Source organism: Micromonospora humida, assembly GCF_016901255.1.
GTDB lineage: Bacteria > Actinomycetota > Actinomycetes > Mycobacteriales > Micromonosporaceae > Micromonospora > Micromonospora wenchangensis.
In genome coordinates this window covers 323,075-342,586 of sequence record NZ_JAFEUC010000003.1, presented here as the reverse complement: position 1 = coordinate 342,586, position 19,512 = coordinate 323,075, and the positions used below count along the sequence as shown (strand labels likewise).

General features: G+C 73.0%; 16 protein-coding genes and 2 pseudogenes. 8 read left to right on the top strand and 10 right to left on the bottom strand.

Annotation, left to right across the window (positions count from 1 at the left end):
- Positions 1-11: 11 nt before the first annotated feature.
- A complete protein-coding gene (locus JQX11_RS08500) occupies positions 12-851 on the bottom strand; it encodes a PIG-L family deacetylase (protein ID WP_204924425.1) in 840 nt (279 codons plus the stop codon).
- Positions 852-1,009: 158 nt separating this feature from the next.
- On the opposite strand from JQX11_RS08500, the gene JQX11_RS08495 reads away from it, so the two are divergent.
- On the top strand, positions 1,010-1,633 hold the full coding sequence (locus JQX11_RS08495) for a DUF1349 domain-containing protein (RefSeq protein WP_204924424.1): 624 nt from the start codon (positions 1,010-1,012) through the stop codon (positions 1,631-1,633).
- A gap of 28 nt (positions 1,634-1,661) precedes the next feature.
- On the opposite strand, the pseudogene prfH reads toward JQX11_RS08495, so the two are convergent.
- From prfH to sthA, 4 genes and pseudogenes are all read right to left on the bottom strand, one after another.
- Positions 1,662-2,267, bottom strand: a pseudogene (prfH, locus tag JQX11_RS08490) (peptide chain release factor H); the annotation flags it as partial.
- Positions 2,264-3,430: an RNA ligase RtcB family protein gene (locus JQX11_RS08485; RefSeq protein WP_307826117.1), complete on the bottom strand. Its 1,167-nt coding sequence runs from the start codon at positions 3,428-3,430 to the stop codon at positions 2,264-2,266. The pseudogene prfH and the gene JQX11_RS08485, both read right to left, overlap by 4 nt.
- Positions 3,431-3,642: 212 nt before the next feature.
- Positions 3,643-4,854, bottom strand: a complete 1,212-nt coding sequence (locus JQX11_RS08480) for an ROK family transcriptional regulator (protein WP_204924649.1) — start codon at positions 4,852-4,854, stop codon at positions 3,643-3,645.
- A gap of 144 nt (positions 4,855-4,998) precedes the next feature.
- On the bottom strand, positions 4,999-6,402 hold the full coding sequence (gene sthA / locus JQX11_RS08475; RefSeq protein ID WP_204924422.1) for a Si-specific NAD(P)(+) transhydrogenase: 1,404 nt from the start codon (positions 6,400-6,402) through the stop codon (positions 4,999-5,001).
- Between the two features lie 223 nt (positions 6,403-6,625).
- On the opposite strand from sthA, the gene JQX11_RS08470 reads away from it, so the two are divergent.
- Both JQX11_RS08470 and JQX11_RS08465 read left to right on the top strand, forming a co-directional pair.
- Positions 6,626-8,257, top strand: a complete 1,632-nt coding sequence (locus JQX11_RS08470; protein ID WP_204924421.1) for an LLM class flavin-dependent oxidoreductase — start codon at positions 6,626-6,628, stop codon at positions 8,255-8,257.
- A gap of 198 nt (positions 8,258-8,455) precedes the next feature.
- Positions 8,456-8,593 carry a hypothetical protein gene (locus tag JQX11_RS08465; RefSeq protein WP_204924420.1) on the top strand — a complete coding sequence of 46 codons (138 nt, stop codon included), beginning with the start codon at positions 8,456-8,458 and terminating at the stop codon, positions 8,591-8,593.
- A 60-nt stretch (positions 8,594-8,653) separates the two neighbouring features.
- On the opposite strand, the gene JQX11_RS08460 is transcribed toward JQX11_RS08465, so the two are convergent.
- On the bottom strand, positions 8,654-9,676 hold the full coding sequence (locus tag JQX11_RS08460) for a glycoside hydrolase family 43 protein (protein ID WP_204924419.1): 1,023 nt from the start codon (positions 9,674-9,676) through the stop codon (positions 8,654-8,656).
- Positions 9,677-9,828: 152 nt separating this feature from the next.
- Here JQX11_RS08460 and JQX11_RS08455 point away from each other — a divergent pair, with 152 nt between their 5' ends.
- Together JQX11_RS08455 and JQX11_RS08450 are read left to right on the top strand one after the other, a co-directional pair.
- Positions 9,829-10,701 carry an endonuclease/exonuclease/phosphatase family protein gene (locus JQX11_RS08455; protein ID WP_204924418.1) on the top strand — a complete coding sequence of 291 codons (873 nt, stop codon included), beginning with the start codon at positions 9,829-9,831 and terminating at the stop codon, positions 10,699-10,701.
- Between the two features lie 122 nt (positions 10,702-10,823).
- Positions 10,824-12,347 (top strand): NAD(P)-binding domain-containing protein, encoded by a 1,524-nt coding sequence (locus JQX11_RS08450; protein ID WP_204924417.1) that lies wholly within the window; start codon positions 10,824-10,826, stop codon positions 12,345-12,347.
- Here JQX11_RS08450 and JQX11_RS08445 read toward each other — a convergent pair.
- Both JQX11_RS08445 and JQX11_RS08440 read right to left on the bottom strand, forming a co-directional pair.
- A complete protein-coding gene (locus JQX11_RS08445; RefSeq protein ID WP_204924416.1) occupies positions 12,342-13,631 on the bottom strand; it encodes an RNA polymerase sigma factor in 1,290 nt (429 codons plus the stop codon). The two genes, JQX11_RS08450 and JQX11_RS08445, sit on opposite strands and share 6 nt — an antisense overlap.
- Positions 13,632-13,641: 10 nt before the next feature.
- Positions 13,642-14,043 (bottom strand): YciI family protein, encoded by a 402-nt coding sequence (locus JQX11_RS08440; RefSeq protein ID WP_204924415.1) that lies wholly within the window; start codon positions 14,041-14,043, stop codon positions 13,642-13,644.
- A 124-nt stretch (positions 14,044-14,167) separates the two neighbouring features.
- Between JQX11_RS08440 and JQX11_RS08435 the strand changes: the two genes are divergently transcribed.
- The 3 genes and pseudogenes from JQX11_RS08435 (at position 14,168) to JQX11_RS08425 (ending at position 16,024) form a co-directional block, all read left to right on the top strand.
- Positions 14,168-14,374, top strand: a complete 207-nt coding sequence (locus JQX11_RS08435; RefSeq protein ID WP_204924414.1) for a hypothetical protein — start codon at positions 14,168-14,170, stop codon at positions 14,372-14,374.
- A gap of 94 nt (positions 14,375-14,468) precedes the next feature.
- Positions 14,469-15,257, top strand: a pseudogene (locus tag JQX11_RS08430) (neutral zinc metallopeptidase); the annotation flags it as partial.
- 119 nt (positions 15,258-15,376) lie between these two features.
- Positions 15,377-16,024, top strand: coding sequence for an HAD family hydrolase (locus JQX11_RS08425; protein ID WP_204924412.1), 648 nt, complete (start codon positions 15,377-15,379; stop codon positions 16,022-16,024).
- Between the two features lie 75 nt (positions 16,025-16,099).
- Here the strand turns inward: JQX11_RS08425 and JQX11_RS08420 are convergent, their stop codons facing one another.
- Both JQX11_RS08420 and JQX11_RS08415 read right to left on the bottom strand, forming a co-directional pair.
- On the bottom strand, positions 16,100-18,652 hold the full coding sequence (locus JQX11_RS08420) for an ABC transporter permease (RefSeq protein ID WP_204924411.1): 2,553 nt from the start codon (positions 18,650-18,652) through the stop codon (positions 16,100-16,102).
- Positions 18,652-19,419 (bottom strand): ABC transporter ATP-binding protein, encoded by a 768-nt coding sequence (locus JQX11_RS08415; protein ID WP_204924410.1) that lies wholly within the window; start codon positions 19,417-19,419, stop codon positions 18,652-18,654. The genes JQX11_RS08420 and JQX11_RS08415 overlap by 1 nt, the downstream gene beginning before the upstream one ends.
- Positions 19,420-19,512: the final 93 nt, after the last annotated feature.

The following is a 19,512-nucleotide window of genomic DNA, read 5'->3' as shown; positions in this document are numbered from 1 at the left end:
CGCCGGACCGGTCAGCGCAGACCGGCGAACAGGTCGTCCTCCGGCAGGGCCGCCCCGGTGGTGTCGCGGACCCGGACGAAGGTCTCCCGGCCCATCAGCTCGACGAACCGGTCCCGGCCCATCCGCAGGAAGAAGATGTTCTCGGTCTGGCTGGCGTGGGCGGCCAGCGCGTCGAACTTCTGCGCGCCGTAGCTGCTGGTGTCCACCCAGGTGGTGATCTCGTCGTCGGGCAGGCCGAGCTGCGGGCCCGGCCCGTCCGCTCCCGGCGTCTCCTCCGGCTCGGCCCACTCGACGCCCAGCTCCTTCATCACCCGGCCGAACTCCGCGAACGCCGTGTGCGGCACGGTGGTCCAGTAGACCTTCGCCGGGACGTCGGTCATCTCGACGGCGGCCATGGTGATCCGATGGGCCTGGATGTGGTCCGGGTGACCGTAGAAGCCGTTCTCGTCGTAGGTGACCACCACGTCCGGCCGGTACCGGCGGATCAGCTCCGCCAGTCGCTGCGCCGCCTCCGTCACCGGCGTGTTCCAGAACGCTCCGGGCAGGTCGTTGGTCGACCAGCCCATCATGCCGGAGTCGGCGTAACCGAGCGTCTCCAGGTGACTGACCTTCAACGCCGCGCAGCTGGCCTCCAGCTCGGCCTGCCGCATCGCCACCACGGCGGCCGGGTCGTGCCCCGGGTCGCCCGGCTTGACCCCGCCGGGGCCGTCACCGCAACCACCGTCGGTGCAGGTCACCAGCACCGTCGTGATGCCCTCCGCCGCATACCGGGCCAACACGCCACCGGTGCTCGTCGCCTCGTCGTCGGGGTGCGCGTGCACCGCCATCAGGGTCAGACCTCGTTCCGCCATGCCCTCACCCTAGGCGGCCCGACCGACAACGGTGCGTACCGGCCCGGTGGGGGAGCCGGCCGTCGACGTCCGCCGGTCCCGCTGTCCCCGGTCGCGGCCCGTCACCCGGAGGGTCACCGGGGCAACGCGCGCGGGGGCCCCGGCAGATAATGGACGCCATGACCACCACCTGGAACGTCCCGGGTCTGCCGTTCGCCCTGTCGCCGTCGCCCGAGGCGGCGTGGACGATCGCCGAGGCGGACGGCGTGGTGACCGGGTCGGCGGCCCCGCGCAGCGACATCTTCATCGACCCGGCGGCGGGTGATCCGGCCGTCGGGCCGACGCTCGACGCGGCGACCCTGCTCGGCCCGCCCCCGGACGGCGACTTCCAGTTCAGCGCCCGGGTCACCGTGGACTTCGCGGCCACCTACGACGCCGGGGTGCTGCTGCTCTGGGTCGACGAGCGGCACTGGGGCAAGCTCTGCTTCGAACTCTCTCCCGACGGCGAACCGATGATCGTCTCGGTGGTCGCCCGGGGCGTCGCCGACGACGCCAACGCCTTCGTCGTCGACGCCCGCACGGTCTGGCTGCGGGTCTCCCGGATCGACCACGCGTTCGCGTACCACGCCTCGGTCGACGGACGGACCTGGCGGATGGTCAGGTACTTCGGTATCGACGGCGCGGCCACCGCCGCCACGATCGGCCTGGAGGCGCAGTCACCCACCGGCGAGGGCTGCCGGGTCGTCTTCGACGACCTCCGCTTCACCCGCGACCGGCTGGCCGACCTGCGCGACGGCTCCTGACCCGGGTGCCGGTCGCGCCGGGCGGGTGGGGACGTTCGACCCGCACGGCGTCGCCCCGGACGAGTTCGTCGTGCAGGCGGCGGCGGGCGGCGGTGACGGCGCGGCCGGCACGCGCGTCGTCCTCGGCGAGGCGCTGCCGCAGCAACCGCAGGGCGGCGGCACGGTTGAGACCGAACTGCCGTTCGGTGTCGACCACGACGACGGTGCCGGAGGGACGGTGGGTCGCCCGCGCCGCCGTGCTCACCTTGTTCCGGTGCTGACCCCCCGGTCCACCGGTCCGGCAGGCGACGACATGCACGTCGGCCTCGACGAACGCCGTGGTCGGGGTGTCCACCCGGCACGGTCGGGCGGTGACGTACCAGTTCTTCCGGCCGGTCGTCGGCCGGTACGGGCTGGGCGCCTGCCAGCACAGGGTGCCCGTCCACCCGGCGGCGAACGTCGCCACGTCGGGCCCGTCGAGCCGGACCACGACCGACCGGTAGGTGCCCGGTCGGTTGCCGGCGACGGACTCGACCCGGTGGCTGTCCACCCGGTGCCGGGCGGCGTCGGCAGCCAACCGGTCCAGCAGCCGGGCCACCGCCCAGGCGCACTCCTGGGGGCCGCGCCCGGCGGACAGGAGCAGGTGGACGCTCATTCCCGACCCCGCCGACGCCCGTCCCGGTGGGTCGGCCCGGGGTCGGGCGTCTTGTAGGTGACCAGCGGGACGGTGCTCGCGACCGGGGTGGCCAGGTCGTGCGCGACGAGGTCGGCGACCACCTGCTCGATGCGCTTGTAGGCCGTCGGCGCCTCCTCGAACAGCAGTTGCCGGTCGCCGCACACCACCAGCGAACCCACCGGCGTACGCCGCAACTGCGCGACGGTGTGCTTGGCCCGGCCCCGGCGCAGCGCGTCGGCGCGGGACATCTTGCGACCCGCGCCGTGGGCCACGGAGTGGTTGGCCGTCGGGCCGGCGTGCCCGGCCACGAGGTACGACGGGGTGCCCCGGGTGCCGGCGACCAGCACGTCCCGGCCGTCGCCCGGGGCCGCCCCCTTGCGGTGCAGGTATTCGCCGTCGCGGACCTCGACCAGGTTGTGGCACTGGTCGACGACCGGCTCGGTGGGCGCGGCCCCCAGGGCGTGTGCGACCCGGGCGGCCAGCATCCGCCGGTTGAGCGCGCCCCAGCGGACCGCCTCGTCGTGCCGGGCCAGGTAGCCGGCCGGGTCGGGGGCCGGCCCCGCGCCGTGCGACCCGGTGTGTGCCCGCAGGATCCGCTCGCCCAGGCCCCGCGACCCGCTGTGCACGATGAGCACGAGGTCCCCGGCGGCGAGCCCGAGCCGGTCCGCGTGGTCCGCCGCGAGGACGGTGTCGATCCGGGCCAGTTCGACGAAGTGGTTGCCCCGGCCGACCGTGCCGAGCCCCTCGACGTGACCGGCGGGTGGCCCGCCGGGCGCGACGGCCCAGGCCGGGTCGTCGGGGTCCGGCGACCGGTCCAGGTCCGGGAACCGGGCGGCGATCCGTTCGGGTACGGCCCGCTTGAGGCCGATCGGGAACACGGCGATGCCGCACCCGATGTCGGAGCCCACCAGGTGCGGGTAGAGCACGGTCGACGCCATCGCCGCGCCGATCGGGGCACCCTTACCGGGGTGCAGGTCGGGCATGGCGGCGACGTGCCGCATGCCGTCGAGGGCGGCCACCTGGTGGCACTGCCGGACGGCGTCGGACTCGATCCAGCTTTCGGGGGAGGCGAAGACGGTGACGGTGGCCGTGGCCGTGGTCAGCGACGGGGTGGGGGACGGCAGGGAACGCTGTGAGGACACGGATGCTCGTTTCGGGTGACGGGAACAACGGACGGCACGCGGCGGCACGGTGGCAGCCGGCGGCACGACGGCTCGCGACGGCGTCACGGCGTGCGGCGGCGCGGCACGGGCGTGCGGGGTGCGGGCGGGCGGGCGGGGGTGTCCGTCAGTACGTCATGCCCGTCAGCCTGGCCCACCGGACCGCTCCCGCCAACCGGTTTTCGGTCGGCCGCTCAGCCGACCGGCGTCCCCAACGGGTCGGCGAGCAGCCGGGTGAAGCCGAGCTCCGCCGCGCCGACCAGGGTGGCGTCGTCACCGAGGGCGGACACCCGCAGCTGCGCCCGGGTACGCGAGACCGGCAGGACGTTGACGGCGATCCGCTCCCGTACGTGCGCCGCCGATCCCCGGTACACCTCCCGCAGCATTCCGCCGAAGATCACCATGCCGGGGTTGAACAGGTTGATCACGTTCGCCACCCCGATGCCGAGCCAGTCGCCGACGGTCCGCAACGCCTCCCGGGCTGCCGGGTCGCCGCGGTCCGCCGCGTCGACCACCTCCCGGACCGCGCCCCGGCCGATCCGATCGGCGGGCCGACCCGCCGCGTCGAGCAGCGCCCGCTCGCCGACCTCCGCCTCCAGGCAGCCGCGCGAACCACACCCGCACAGTCTGCCGTCGTACGGGTTGACCAGCATGTGACCGACCTCGGAGCCGTACCCGCCGTCGCCGCCGAGCAGGTCGCCACCGACGATGATCCCGCCGCCGACCCCGACGTCGCCGTGCAGGTAGACCAGGTTGTCCACCCCGACACCCACCCCGCGTTGGTGTTCGGCCACCGCGCCCAGGTGGGCCTCGTTGCCGACCAGGACCGGCAGCCCGAGATCGAGCCGGTGGGCCAGTTCCGCGCCGAACGCCTGGTCCACCCAGCCCATGTCCGGCCCGAAGCGGACCATCCCGTCGCCCGGCCGGATCATCCCGCAGTACGACGCGCCGATCCCGACGCAGGTCGCCCCCGACGCCGCCGTGGCGTGCAACTGCCGTCCGAGGTCGGCCAGCACCCGTACGACGGTGTCCAGGTCGGCGCCCGCACGGGCCCGGTGCGCCTCGCGGCGGTCCTGGATCGCCCCGCCCAGCCCCACCCGGGCCGCGACCAGCCGGTCCACCGCGATGTCGAAGGCGAGCACGTACACCCGGTCGGCGGCCGGCCGGACCACCAGGGACGGCCGGCCGGCGCGCCCGGTCAGCTCGGGGAAGTCCTCCCGTACCAGGCCGGCCGCGACCAGGTCCGTGGTGAGCGCCAGGACCGTGCTGCGGTTGACGCCCAGCCACTCGGCCAGCCCGGCCCGCGACACCGGGCCGCCGAGATGCACCCGCCGCAGCAGCGCCCCGAGGCTCCGGCGGCGGCTGTCACCCGGCGACTGCCCGTCCACGGTGGGACTTCTCGGCATCACGCGGCGGACCCTGTCGATCGGCGGTTGGCTACCCGTCGAGGGTAGTGGCGACGACGACCGTCGGCCACCTCGCGTACCCGGCCGGTGACCGTGCCCACGGTCTGCCACGGACCCGACGTCGGGCCCGCGGCAGACCGTGGCTCACCCCTCGATCCGGGTGATGTTGCGGATCTTGTTGGACGCGTCCAACGCGGCGACCTTGTACGCCTCGGACAGGGTCGGGTAGTTGAAGACCGTGTCGATCAGGTAGTCGACCGTGCCGCCGCAGCCCATCACCGTCTGCCCGATGTGGACGATTTCGGTCGCGCCGGTGCCGAACACGTGCACCCCGAGCAGCCGGCCGTCCTGCGGCGACACGAGCAGCTTCAACATGCCGTACGAGTCGCCGACGATCTGTCCCCGGGCCAGTTCGCGGTAGCGGGCGACGCCGACCTCGAACGGGGTGGCGCTGTTGGTCAGCTCCTCCTCGGTCTTGCCGACGAAGCTGATCTCCGGGATCGTGTAGATCCCGATGGGCTGCAGCTCCTGGAGTTCGCGCACCGGCTCCCCGCAGGCGTGCAGCGCCGCCATCCGGCCCTGCTCCATCGACGTGGACGCCAGCGCCGGGAAGCCGATCACGTCACCGACCGCGTAGATGTGCTCGATGCTGGTGCGGTAGTGCTCGTCCACCGCGATCCGGCCGCGCCGGTCGGCCTCCAGGCCCGCCGCGTCCAGGGCCAGGTCGTCGGTCTGCCCCTGCCGGCCGGCCGAGTACATGACGGTGTCCGCGACGATCTTCTTGCCGCTCTTGAGGATGCACAGCGCGGCCGTCTCGTGCTTCTCGACCGCCGCCACCTCCTCGCCGAAGCGGAACGTCACCGACAGGTCGCGCAGGTGGTACTTGAGCGACTCGACGATCTCCTCGTCGCAGAAGTCGAGCATCCCGTCGCGGCGTTCCACCACGGTGACCTTCGTGCCGAGCGCGGCGAACATGGAGGCGTACTCCATGCCGATCACGCCCGCGCCGACCACCACCATGCTGCGCGGCACGGCCTGGAGGTTGATCACCCCGTCGGAGTCGACGATCGTCCGGTCGTCGAAGTCGACGCTGTCCGGCCGGGCCGGGCGGGTGCCGGCGGCGATGACGATCTTGTCGAAGGTGATCTTCGACTCGTGCCCGGAGCCGCCGTCCACCCAGATCGAGTGCGGGTCGGCGAACCGACCGGTGCCGGTGATCAACGCGACCCGGTTGCGGGCGAGCTGGTTGCGGATGACGTCGGTCTGCCGGCTGATCACGTGCTGGGTCCGGGCGGCCAGATCACCGACGGTGATCTCCTCCTTGACCCGGTAGCTGCTGCCGTACAGATCCCGCTGGCTCAGGCCGGTGAGGTAGAGCACGGCCTCCCGCAGCGTCTTGGAGGGGACGGTGCCGGTGTTGATGCACACCCCACCGATCATGTCGCGGCGGTCCACGATGCCGACCCGCCTACCGAGCTTCGCGGCGGCGATCGCCGCCTTCTGACCGCTGGGCCCGGAGCCCAGCACCAACAGGTCGTAGTCATACACGGCTCCTAGCCTCGCAAGCGGCCGCAAGATGTGCCACTCGTGGTCGTCCCGGTGGCCGTGCACCTCACCTGTGATCGCACCGGTACCGCCCCGGGCGACCCGAAACCCGCGACCGCCCGGCGGGTCGGCGCAGGTCAGCGCTACGGTGGGCCGGTCGCCCACCCTGCCGGGCCGCCGGGGCGACGCCGGGCACGCGACGAGGGGACCAGGTGACGGCAGCGTCATGACCGACTACGGACACGAGCTGCTGTTCGGCGGCTTCCTCACCCCCGACGCCCGGCAGCCGGACCAGGTCGTCGCCCGCGCCCGGCTCTGCGAGCAGGCCGGCCTGGATCTCGTCACCTTCCAGGACCACCCCTACCAGCCGGGTTTCCTCGACACCTGGACGCTGATGTCCTACCTGGCGGCGGCGACCAGCCGGATCAGGCTGGCCGGCAACGTGCTCAACCTTCCGCTGCGGCAGCCGGTGGTGCTGGCCCGCAGCGTCGCCAGCCTCGACCTGCTCAGCGGCGGCCGGGTCGAACTCGGCCTCGGGACCGGCGCGTTCTGGGACGCCATCGAGGCCAACGGCGGTCGACGGCTCACCCCCGGGCAGGCGGTGGACGCCCTCGACGAGGCGATCCGGATCATCCGGGAGGTGTGGGCGGCCGACCGGCGCGGCGGGGTACGCGTCGACGGCGAGCACTACCGGGTGGTCGGCGCGAAACGCGGCCCCGCCCCCGCGCATCCGGTGGGGATCTGGGTCGGGGCGTACAAGCCGAGGTTGCTGCGGTTGGTGGGGCGGACGGCGGACGGCTGGCTGCCGTCGCTCGCGTACCTGCCGAACGGGCCGGCGGACCTGGCCGGGCTCAACGCGCTCGTCGACGAGGGCGCGGCGGCGGCCGGGCGGGACCCCGCCGAGGTGCGGCGGTTGCTGAACGTCTCCGGCCGGTTCACCGGCACCGGCGCGGGCTTCCTCGACGGGCCGCCCCGGCAGTGGGTGCGGGAGCTGACCGACCTGGTGCTGGAGCACGGCACCTCCGGGTTCGTCCTCGGCACCGACGACCCCGCCAGCATCCAGCTCTTCGCCCAGGAGGTCGCCCCGGGCGTCCGTGAACTGGTCGCCGCCGAACGGGCCGGCTCGACCGCCCCCGCCGCCGCGCCGCCGGGGGAGTCGACCGGGCCGGCGGGGGACACGACGGAGCCGACCGGTACGGCGGGAGCGCCGCAGGGGCGGCGGGAGACCGTCCGGGTCGGTAGTGTCGCGGGACTCGCGGTCACCCCCACCCCCGCACCCGAGGTACGGCACAGCGACCACCGGCTCTGGGACGAGTCGACCCGGCCGGTCGCCCCGCCCGCCCCGACCGGGCACGTCTACTCCCCGCAGGCCCAGGCCGTCGGCGGGCACCTGGTCGACGTGCACGACCACCTGCGTCGGGAACTGGGCGAGATCCGCGACCTGCTCGACCAGGTCCGCCGGGGGGTGGTCTCCGCCGGCGACGCCCGGGGCGTGCTCAACCGGATGACCCTGCGGCAGAACAACTGGACGCTGGGCGCGTACTGCGCCGCCTACTGCACGCTCGTGACCCAGCACCACGGGTTGGAGGACGACGCGATCTTCCCGCACCTGCGGCGGGCCGATCCGGGGCTGGTCCCGGTGATCGACCGGCTGGAGCAGGAACACGTCGTCATCCACGAGGTCGTCGAGGGCGTCGACCGGGCCCTGGTCGCGCTGATCGGGGACCCGGGGCGGCTCACCGGCCTGCAGCAGGCGGTGGACGTGCTCACCGACACCCTGCTGTCCCACCTGTCCTACGAGGAGGAGAACATCGTCGAACCCCTGGCCCGGTACGGGTTCTACCCCGGCCAGCTCTGACCCCGCGCCGGCCGGCGGGTGCCCGGTCCGGCCGGCACGCGCCGGTCCGGCCGGGTGCGACGCGCAGTGGTCGCCGGGTGACGGCGTTCGGACCGCCGTGCCATAATTCCGGTGGCGTCCGCGGTTGTCACCGCCGGGCCCGGGGGGCCGCCTCCGCAGCACGCGGACGGCGGGGGATACCTACCCCCGGAGGCCACAGTGGATCACCTCTCTCTCGTCGACCTCGTCGATCTGCTCGACGGCCTGTTGCAACTGGGTGCCGCCGCGCTCAGCCTTGCCGCCGCCGTCGTGGTCGCCCGCACCAGCGGCCGGTCGGGCCGCCAGCGTGACGACTGACCGGCGTCCACGGTCACCTCGCCCGGCGACCGATGGTGGTCGCCGGGCGAGGCGGCCGGGTCAGAGGAACGCGCCGACCCGGGGTGTCGCGCCGTCCCAGCGGAAGACCGCCGCGTACAGCGCGCGGCGGGCGTCGGCGGGCAGCGAGCCGTCGGCCCGTTGCCGGCAGGGGGTGGTTCCGCCGCAGACCCATCCGTGCAGGAACAGCCGCTGCTCGTCGTCGACCAGGGCGGGGACGAGATCCGCGCCTCCCGGTCCGCAGATCCCGGTGCCGGACGTGGTGAGCAACGGGTGCTCGGTCCTGCCGTGGAAGTCCCACCGGTCGGTGGAGGTCAGGTAGACGGTGGCGTAGCTGCAGTTGTCGTAGCCGTACCGGGAGGCGAACAGCACGAACGTGGAGCCCCGCTGCCGCAGCACCGGGTTCTCGATGATGCCGGTGTTGCGGACCAGTTCACCACTGGCGTTGCCGACCCAGCGGGTGCCGGCGTCGTCGAGCCGCAGCATCCGGATCGACGACGGCGTCTGCTGCGTCTTGTAGAGCACGAACCGCTTGCCGTCGGCGTCCTCGAACGGGGACGGGTCGATCACCCCGGCGGCGGCGACCGGCCGCCCCGCCACCACGTCGTCAGCTCCGTGCGCGCCACCCGGGCAGACCAGCGGCGCGGTGCCGACCGGCGTGTACGGCCCGCCGACGGCCCCGGAGGTAGCGGCCCCGATGCACCGCTGCCCGTTCTTGCCCTTGGCGGGCAGTGAGTAGTAGAGCACCCACCCGGTGGCGGTACGGACGGCGTCGGGGGCCCACACCGCGCCGTTCTCGGCCCAGTCCGGTACCGACCCGAGGGTCGTGCCGAGGGTGCTCCACGGCCCGGACGCGGTCTCACCCCGGTGGGCCGGGGCGCGGGTGCCGGTGGCGAACACGACGAAGCTGTCGTTGTGCCGCACCACGCCGGGATCGGCGATCCCACCCGAGGGGGCGTACACCGGTTGCGGGGTGGCGGCTGCGGCGGGCGCGGCGACGGTGCCGGTGACGACCGTCACCGCGACGGCGATCAGCGCCGGTCGCCAGGTCCTTCGTGGGTGCATGGATTCTCCCCGGCAAGAGCAATTCACTACGGACAATGCGCCTCCGTTGTCCGGAAGGTGAAACTAAGCTACCGTGCCGGAGTTGCCAAAGTAACCTTCCTTCACGGCCGGATCGTGTCGCGCCGGCCGTCGGCGTTCCGGAAAGGACAGCCATGGCAGGCGGAAAACGGTGGTCGGTGCGGGGTGCGGGTGCCCTCGTCGGCGCGGCGGTGCTGCTGGTGAGCCTGGTGCCGGCCACGCCCGCCGCCGCGAACTCCACCTTCCAGGCGGCGACCCTGAACATCCTCAACGAGCTGAACCAGGCCGACTTCGTCCACGACCTGGAGCTGATCACCGCGAAGGCGGACCTGGTCGGGCTCAACGAGGTGGGCAACCGCAAGGCGTACCTCAAGGACTGGGCGGCGGACAACGGTTGGTGGCTGTACGCGCCCGAGCCGACGCAGGCGGCCAACGAGGCGCTGCTGGCCCGCAAGAGCATGTTCGACGTGCTCGACAAGGGGTCGAACTTCGTGTGCGACACCAGCGGTCCCGGCGAGGTGCCGCCGGCCCGCTACAACAACTGGGTCCGCTACCGCCACAAGGCGACCGGGCGCAGCGTCTACCACCTCAACGCGCACGCCAACGCGAGCATCGAGAACAACGGCCAGCCCGAGGACCTGCCCCGGACCGCCTGCGCCGAGCAGCAGTTCCAGGCACTGAAGAACCTGGCAGCCGCCAAGAAGGACTCCGGCCAGGTCATCGTCAGCGGCGACCTGAACGTCGACTTCAGTGCCGACCGGGCGTACGGGTACCAGAAGTTCCCCTGGAAGGTGCTCGAGGCCAACGAGCTGCCGAACCTGCGGTCCTGTTACAACCTGTACGGCGAGAAGGGGAACGGGACGCACGGCAACCGGCACATCGACTACATCTACTTCTGGAAGCGCGTCGAGGAACACCGCGAGATGTGGATGACCGACTACTCCATCGTCAGCGGCACCAACTCCGACCACAACGGCGTCGTGGCGGCGTTCAGCATCTCGTCGTAGCCGCCGGCGCCGCGCCGCCTTCCCGGCGGGCCCCATCGCCGACGCCGGCCGTCGACCATTGACACCTATCGTGATCCACTTCATCGTCGGAGCAACCGCCTCCGCGTCGAAGGGCTCCCCTGATGGTCGACACCGCACACACGTACGTCATCGTCGGAGCGGGGCCCGCCGGCCTGCAGCTGAGTTACCACCTTCAGCAGCAGGGCGCCGACTACCTGACGTTCGAACGTGGCGCCGAGCCCGGGGGCTTCTTCCGGCGGTTCCCGCGCCACCGCCGCCTGAACTCCCTCAACGCGGTGCACACCGACAGCAGCGACCCCGGGATCCGACTGCGGTACGACGGGAACTCGCTGCTCAACGACGACCCGGAGCTGCTGTTTTCGAAGTTCAGCCAGGAGTACCTGCCGGCCGCCGACGACCTGGTGCGGTACCTCGCCGAGTTCCAGCGCATCCACCAGCTCCGGGTCCGCTACGGCACCACCGTCGAGCAGGTCTCCCGGGAGGACGACGAGTTCACCGTCCGCACCGACCGGGGGGTCGTACGGGCGCGGTGCCTGGTCGTGGCGACCGGCTGGGGCCGGCCGTTCGTGCCGGACATCCCGGGCATCGAGCACGCCACCGGTTACGAGGAGATGGACGTCGACCCCGACCGCTACACCGGCAGGCGGGTCCTGATCATCGGCAAGGGCAACTCGGCGTTCGAGACCGCCTCGTCGATCCTGGGCAGGGCGTCGGTGGTGCACCTGGCGAGCCGCCGGCCGCTGCGGCTGGCCTACGACACCTGGCACCCCGGCGACGTCCGGGGCCGGCACGGCGCGATCCTCGACAGCGACCGGTTCACGCCGCTGCACGCGGTGCTCGACTGCACCATCGACGCGATCCGACCGGTCGACGGCGGGTTCCGCGTCTCGATCACCGACACCCACGCCCCGGGCGAGACCGTCGAACTCGACTACCACGAGGTGCTGCGCTGCACCGGCTTCCGGATGGACACCTCCCTGTTCGACGCCTCCTGCGCGCCGGACATGGTGCGCGACGGCCGGCTGCCGGGCCTGCGCCCCGACTGGCAGTCGAGCAACGTCGACGACCTGTACTTCGCCGGCACCGTCGCCCAAGCGCGGGACGTGCGGCACGCCGCGTCGCCGTTCATCGACGGCTTCCGGTACAACCTGCGTACCTTCACCCGGCTGCTGCGGGAGCGCTACGACGACGTGCCGCTGCCCGCCGCCACCACGTCGGGCGAGCCGGCCTCGCTGACCACGGTGATGCTGGACCGGGTCAACGGGAGTCCGGCGCTGTGGACCCAGTCCGGGTACCTCTGCGACGTCTTCGTCCGCGACGACGCCACCGGGGACTTCCGGCACCACGAGGACCTGCCGGAGGACTACGCCGTGCCGCGGTTCGCCGACTCCTCCCACTGCTACACCCTGGCCCTGCGCCGGGGCCGCGCCGACGGGTCCGACACCGACCGACGCCCGACCCGGGCCAGCACCGTCATCCACCCGGTGGTCCGGCGGTACCGCCACGGCGAACTGGTGGCCGAGCAGCACCTGCCGGGGGATCTGCTGGCCGGGTGGCGGCGGCCGGACCGGCACGTGGAGCCACTGGTCCGCTTCCTCGGCAGGGACCTCGCCGACGGATCATGATCCCGTCGGACGGTCCGCGGGCCCGGCCCGTCCACCGTCGCCCGGCCCACCGTCCCCGGCGTCGGTCAGCCGGGTCAGCCGGCCGTACAGGTAGCGCTGGCGGGGCAGGCTGGTCGAGCGGCGGGCCGCATGGGCGTACGCCGTCCGGGCCTCGGCGAGGTTGCCGCAGCGTTCCAGCAGGTGCGCGCGGGCCGCGTGCCGTCGGGGGTCGTCGCCGACGCGGGGGTCGTCGGCCAGCGCGTCGAGCAGGCGCAGCCCGGCGGCGGGACCCCGGGCCATCGCCACCGCCACCGCGTGGTTGAGCGCGACCACCGGGTTGTCCGACATCCCCAGCAGCACCCCGTAGAGGGCCTCGATCTGTGCCCAGTCGGTCGCCTCGACGCTCGCCGCCTCGTCGTGCACCGCCGCGATCGCCGCCTGGAGCTGGTAGGGCCCGACGTCGCCGCGCGGCAGCACCGCGCTGACCAGGGCCACCCCCTCGGCGATCTGGTCGGCCCGCCAGCGGCTGCGGTCCTGCTCCGCCATGGGCACCAGCTCACCGTCCGGGCCCACCCGGGCCGGCCCCCGGGCGTCGGTGAGCAGCATCAACGCCAGCAGCCCGGTCACCTCCGGATCGTCGGGCAGCAGCCGGTGCAGCAGCCGGGTCAGCCGGATCGCCTCGGTGGACAGGTCCACCCGGCGCAGGCGCGGGCCGGCGGTGCTCGCGTACCCCTCGTTGAAGATCAGGTAGAGCACCTGCCGGACGGCGTCGAGCCGGGCTGCGCGCTCGTCGGCGTCGGGCAGCGCGAACGGCAGCCCGCTGTCGCGGATGCGCTGCTTGGCGCGGGTGATCCGGCGGGTCATGGTCGCCTCGGGCACCAGGAACGCCCGCGCCACCTCGGCGGTGCCCAACCCGCCGACGGCGCGCAGGGTCAACGCCACCTGGGCGGCCGGCGGCAGCGCCGGATGGCAGCACAGGAACAGCAGCACCAGGCTGTCGTCGCCCGGCTCCCGGTGGTCGGCCGCCGGGGCGACCGACCGTAGCGCCCGGCCGGCGTCGTCCTCCCGCCGTCGCCGGGCCTGCTCGGCGCGGAGCAGGTCGGTCAGCCGCCGGGCGGCCACGGTGACCAGCCAGCCCCGGGGCTGCTCCGGCAGCCCGTCGACCGGCCAGCGGGTCGCGGCGGCCAGCAGCGCCTCCTGGACGGCGTCCTCGGCGGTGTCGAAGTGGCCGTACCGGCGGACGACCGCGCCGAGGACCTGCGGCGCGAGCACGCGCAACAGGTCCTCGACGGTGGACGGTCCCATGGCGACCGGGTCAGCCGTCCAGGTCGTCGACGCCGTCGGCGACCGGTCGTACGTCGACGTACCCGCCCTCGGTGTCCGGGTCGACGAACCGGGCGGCGATCTCGGTGGCCCGGTCGAAGCTGACACAGTCGACGACGGTGAACCCGGCCAGCACCTCCTGCGTCTCCGGGTACGGCCCGTCGGTGACCACCGGCGCGCCCTGCCGCAGCCGCACCCGCCGGGCGTGCACCGGCGCGGTCAACCCCTGCCCGTCGACCAGCTCACCGGATTCGGCCAGTTCCTGGTGCACCGCCGCCATGTGTTCGTGCATCGCGGCGACCTGCTCCGGCGTCATCGGCGGTTGCGCCCCGGGACGGCCGGCCATGGCGTCGTAGTCGCGCTGCGAGCCGTACAACATGATCATGTATTTCATGGTTCTCCTCTCGGCCGCGGGATGCGGCCGGACATCCGGGACGTCGGAGCCGCCGGGCCGATCCGGACACCGGGCCCGAGGCTAACCCCCGGGACGGGTGGTGGCGGTCACCTACCGTGGTCCCATGACGACGATGTGGCTCGTGGTCGGCGTGGCGGCGCTGGTGATGATCGGCACGGTCGGCTGGGTCGCCTGGCGCGACCGGGCCCGCACCGTCGGGGCCGAGGACCGCACCGCCGGGCGGGACGCCCAGGCCAGACAGCACCGGTACGAGGCGGAACGCCACTTCGCCCAGAACGACACGATCCACCGGGGACAGGAGCACCACTGACCGTCCGGCCGGGCCGACCCGGCTCACCCATGGTCAACGGGACGCCGGCCGGGCATGATCGTTCCACGGTCGGGGTACCACCGATCGCAGGACCGGCACGCCTGGGAGGCACACGGTGACGGCAGGCTCGCGACGCCGCTCGCACGGACCACTGCTCGCCGCGCTGACGGCGCTGGTGGTGGCGGTCGGCTGCGCGGCCGGCGGGGTGGGGGAGAGCGGCCCGCAGGAACCCCGGGAACCGGCCCCCCGGCAGTCGTCGCGCCCGGCGGCCCCGGCCTCACCGGAGACGGAGACCACCCGCGCCGACGGCACCACCAGCGTGGCCGAGTTCAAGAGCGACATCGACGACGCCGTCACCATCGCCGAACGCTACTGGGGCGCCCAGTTCCGCTCCTCCGGCCAGGAGTTCCGCCCGATCAGCCGGATCGTGCCCTACCAGCGTGAGGGCGAGATCTCCTGCGGCGGGCAGGCACTGCCGCGCAACAACGCGGTCTACTGCTCCCAGGGCGACTTCATCGCCTACGACGTCAACTGGTCGGTGGCGGCGTTCCGGCAGGTCGGTGACGCGTTCGTGTTCTACCTGCTGGGCCACGAGTACGCCCACGGCATCCAGATCCGGCTCGGCATCCGCGCCAACTTCACCATCCAGCAGGAGCTGCAGGCCGACTGCATGGCCGGGGCGTACCTCGGCGACTCCGTCCGTGACGGCACCCTGAGACTCGACGCCGGTGACCTCGACGAGTTCCGGGAGGGGCTGCTCGCCGTCGGCGACGACCCCGACCAGCCGTGGTTCGCCGAGGGTTCGCACGGCACCGCCGAACAGCGCACCGACTGGTTCTTCCGCGGCTACGAGCGGTCCCTGGACGCCTGCAACCTGCGCTGAGGAGCAGGTCACGTCCGACCGGTACGGCGGCACGCGTCCCGGGCCGGGCTGGCAGGATCGCCCGGAGACCACCCGCGAGCGCCAGGAGGATTCCGCTGAGCAGCCCACACCCCGCCGCCGTGCTCTTCGACATGGACGGCACCCTGGTCGACAGCGAGAAGCTGTGGGACGTCGCCCTGCACGAGTTGGCCGCCGAGTACGGGGGCACGCTCACCGGCCCGGCCCGGCGGGCGATGATCGGCACCGCGATGGCGGCGTCGATGCGCATCCTCCACGACGACCTCGGTCAACCCGAGCGGGACCCGCAGGTCAGCGCGGAGTGGATCAACGCGCGGATCCTGGAGCTGTTCCGAACCGGGCTGCGTTGGCGGCCGGGTGCGTTGACGCTGCTGCGGGCGGTCCGCGCCGCCGGCATCCCCACCGCGCTGGTCACCTCCAGCGGCCGGCCGCTGGTCGAGGTGGCCCTGGACACCCTCGGCCGGGACAGCTTCGACGCCGTGGTGTGCGGCGACGAGGTCGACTCGGCCAAACCGCACCCCGAGCCGTACCTGACCGCCGCCCGGCTGCTCGACGTGCCGATCGGCCGCTGCGTGGCGATCGAGGACTCGCCGACCGGGGTGGCCAGCGCGCTCGCCGCCGGTGCGGCGGTGCTGGCCGTGCCGGCGGAGGTGCCGGTGCCGCCGACCGACGGCGTACACCAGGTGGAGAGCCTGACCTCGGCGGACCTGGAGCTGCTGGCGGCGCTGCTCGGCGAGCCACCCGCCTGAGCTCGCGGGCGGGCCCGCGCGGCCACGACGAGGGGGGTCCCGCCGGTCGGCGGAACCCCCCGAGGTCGGACGGGATCAGTCGTGCGCGATCGCACCCAGCACGTTGATCCGGGCCGCCCGCACCGCCGGCAACACCGCCGCCACCACGCCGATGATGGCCGCCAGCAGCAGGAACAGCCCCATCTGACCCCACGGCAGGATCAGGTCGGTGATGCCGTCGTCCTTGAGCGCCCGCACCACCGCGGCACCGAGACCGACACCCACCACGATCCCGAGCAGCGCCCCGAAGACCGAGATCACCACCGCCTCCACGGTGATCATCCGCATGGTCTGCGCCCGGCGCAGCCCGATCGCCCGCAGCAGGCCCAGCTCGCGGGTCCGCTCCAGCACCGACAGGGCCAGGGTGTTCACGATGCCGAGCACCGCGATCACGATCGCCAGCGCCAACAGGATCTGGATCATCGTGAGCAGGCTGTCCAGCGAGCCGGTCTGCTGCTCGATGAACGCGTCCCGATCGGCCACCGACACCTCCGGGCTGTCGGCCAGCAGCGCCTCCACCTGCGGCTGCACGTCGGCCACCCGGGTGCCCGGAGCCAGCTGGATGAACCCCTGGTTGGGCTTCGGGATGGCGAAGTCCTTCACCGCCTGCGGCGGCAACTGCACCGGGCTGGTCAGCTCGGAACTCTCGTAGATGCCGCTGACCGTGTAGGTGCGCGGCTCGCCCCTCGAGGCCTGCACGGTCACCGTCGAGCCGACCGAGATGTTGCGGGACCGGGCGGCGTCGGAGCTGAACAGCATCTGGCCCGGGCCGAGCCGGCTGATGTCACCGGCGGTCGTCTTGGCTCCGAAGATCCGCTGCAACGCCGTCACGTCGCTGGACGCGGCCAGCCAGGTGACCTTCCCGTCGACCATGCCCATGTCGCCGTACTCGCCGTCGGCCATCTGCACACCGGGCAGCGCCGCCACCTTCGTCAGCACCGCCGGGTCGAAGCTCGCCGGCCGCGGACCGGTCGTCGCCCCCGAGATCACCAGCTCGGCCTTGATGGTGTCCTGGGCCAGCGCGCCGATGCTGCCCTTCGCCGAGTCCAGGATCACCGTCACCCCGGTCACCAGGGCGATGCCGACCATCAGCGCCGCCGCCGTGATCGCCGTGCGGCGCGGGTTGCGGCCGGAGTTCAGCCGACCCAGCTTGCCCGGCACCGACCAGGCGAAGATCGCCCCCAGCAGGGACACCACCGGGCGGCTGATCAGCGGCGTCAGCAGCGCCACCCCGATGAAGGCGAACAGCACCCCGCCCAGGATGACCGCCAGCGCGTTGTCCCCGGCGTTGTCGCTGAGCCCGAGGAACAGCAGCACCGCGCCGATCCCGGTGATCACCCCACCGGTCACGGTGATCCGGGTCAGCGGCCGGTCCGGGTTGGCCACGTCCTGCATCGCCGCGATCGGCGGGATGCGCGCGGCCCGCAGCGCCGGCAGCAGCGCCGCCACCACCGTGATCAGCAGGCCGACCGCGAACGAGCCGATCACCGCCGACGCCGGGACGCCGATGCCGGCCAGCGTCAATCCACCGGCCAGGTTGCCGAAGACGTACGCCAGCAGCGCGCCGATGCCGATGCCGGCGCCCAGCCCCAGCACCGAGGCGATCAGGCCGATCGCCACCGCCTCCAGCACCACCGAGCCGATGATCTGCCGGCCGCTGGCCCCGATCGCCCGCATCAACGCCAGCTCCCGGGTCCGCTGCGCCACGATGATCGAGAAGGTGTTGAGGATGAGGAACGTGCCCACCAGCAGCGCGACGGCCGCGAAGCCGAGCAGGATCTTGTTGAAGAAGGACAGCCCCTCCTTCAGGCTCGCCGAGGCGTCCGCCGACAACTGCTCGCCGGTCTTGACCTCGAAGCCGTCGCCGAGCGTCCGGGCCACGTCGTCGCGCAACTCCGCGTCGCCGACCCCGGCGGCCGCCCGTACGGTGACGTTGGTGAAGGCGTCCCGCTCGCCCAGCAGCAGCCGCTGCGCGACAGGCGTGGTGAAGGCGATCTCGTTGACCCCGCCGATCGAGTCCCGGTCACCGCTGTAGCCGAAGACCCCGACCAGGGTGAAGGTCTGCTTCGGCACCAGGGGGGTCAGTACCCCGACCCGGTCGCCGACCTTCACCTTGGCCGCCTGGGCCAGCGCCGCGTTGACGACGATCTCGTCGTCGGCCCGGGGCTCCCGGCCCTCCCGCAGCTTCACCAGGTCGCTCTCGCCCCGCCAGTTCGCCCCGAGCTGCGGCGGCCCGAACGACGTGACCACCTTGCCGTTGCTGCCGATCAGCTGGGCCCCGTCGGTGGTGACCACGCCGGTGGCCTCGGCCACCCCGGGCACCCCGGCGATGCGCTGCACCGTCGCCGCCGACACCGTGGTCGGCACCTGCTCGCCCTGCATCTCGCTGAGCGCCACCTTCGGCTTGCCGGCGACGTTGACGTCGATGCCCTCGTACGCGTCGGCGAAGACCGCGTCGAACGAGCGGCCCAGCGTGTCGGTGAGCACGAACGCCCCCGAGACGAACATGACACCCAGCACCACGGCCAGGCCGGACAGCAGCAGGCGCACCTTGCGCGCCAGCAGACTCTTGAGGGTGGCCCGCAACATCAGCCGGCCACCTCGACCAGGGTGTCCAGCTTCTTCATGGTGTCCAGCACCGTGTCGGCGGTCGGCTCGATCAGCTCCGAGACGATCTGCCCGTCGGCCAGGAAGACCACCCGGTCGGCGTACGCGGCGGCGGTCGGGTCGTGGGTGACCATCACGATGGTCTGCCCGTGCTCGCGGACCGAGTTGCGCAGGAAGTTGAGCACCTCCGCGCCGGAACGGGAGTCCAGGTTCCCGGTCGGCTCGTCGGCGAAGATCACCTCGGGCCGGGCGACCAGCGCCCGCGCGCAGGCGACCCGCTGCTGCTGGCCACCGGAGAGCTGCGCGGGCCGGTGCCCCAGCCGGTCCCGCAGGCCGACGGTGTCGATCACCGTGTCGTACCAGGCCGGGTCGGGCTTGCGGCCGGCGATCGACATCGGCAGCAGGATGTTCTCCTGGGCGGTGAGCGTGGGCAGCAGGTTGAACTGCTGGAAGATGAAGCCCACCTTGTCCCGGCGCAGCTTCGTCAGACCCGAGTCACCCAGCCCGGTCACCGTGGTGTCGCCGATCTGCACGGTGCCCTTGCTGACCGAGTCCAACCCGGCCAGGCAGTGCATCAGCGTCGACTTGCCCGAGCCCGACGGGCCCATGATCGCGGTGAACCTGCCCCGCTCGAACTCGGCGCTGACCCCCCGTAGCGCGGCGACCTGCGCCTCGCCGGTGCCGTACACCTTCCACACGTCGTTCGCCCGGGCCGCGGCCTGCGCATGCTGGCCTACCGTCGCGGTCACGTCATCTACCTCTTCCGTCTGGCTGTGTGTGCCCCCACCGCCCCCGCTGGTCGGTGGGGTCGATCCCATCCTCGGTGCCGCTCGGCGCGGATC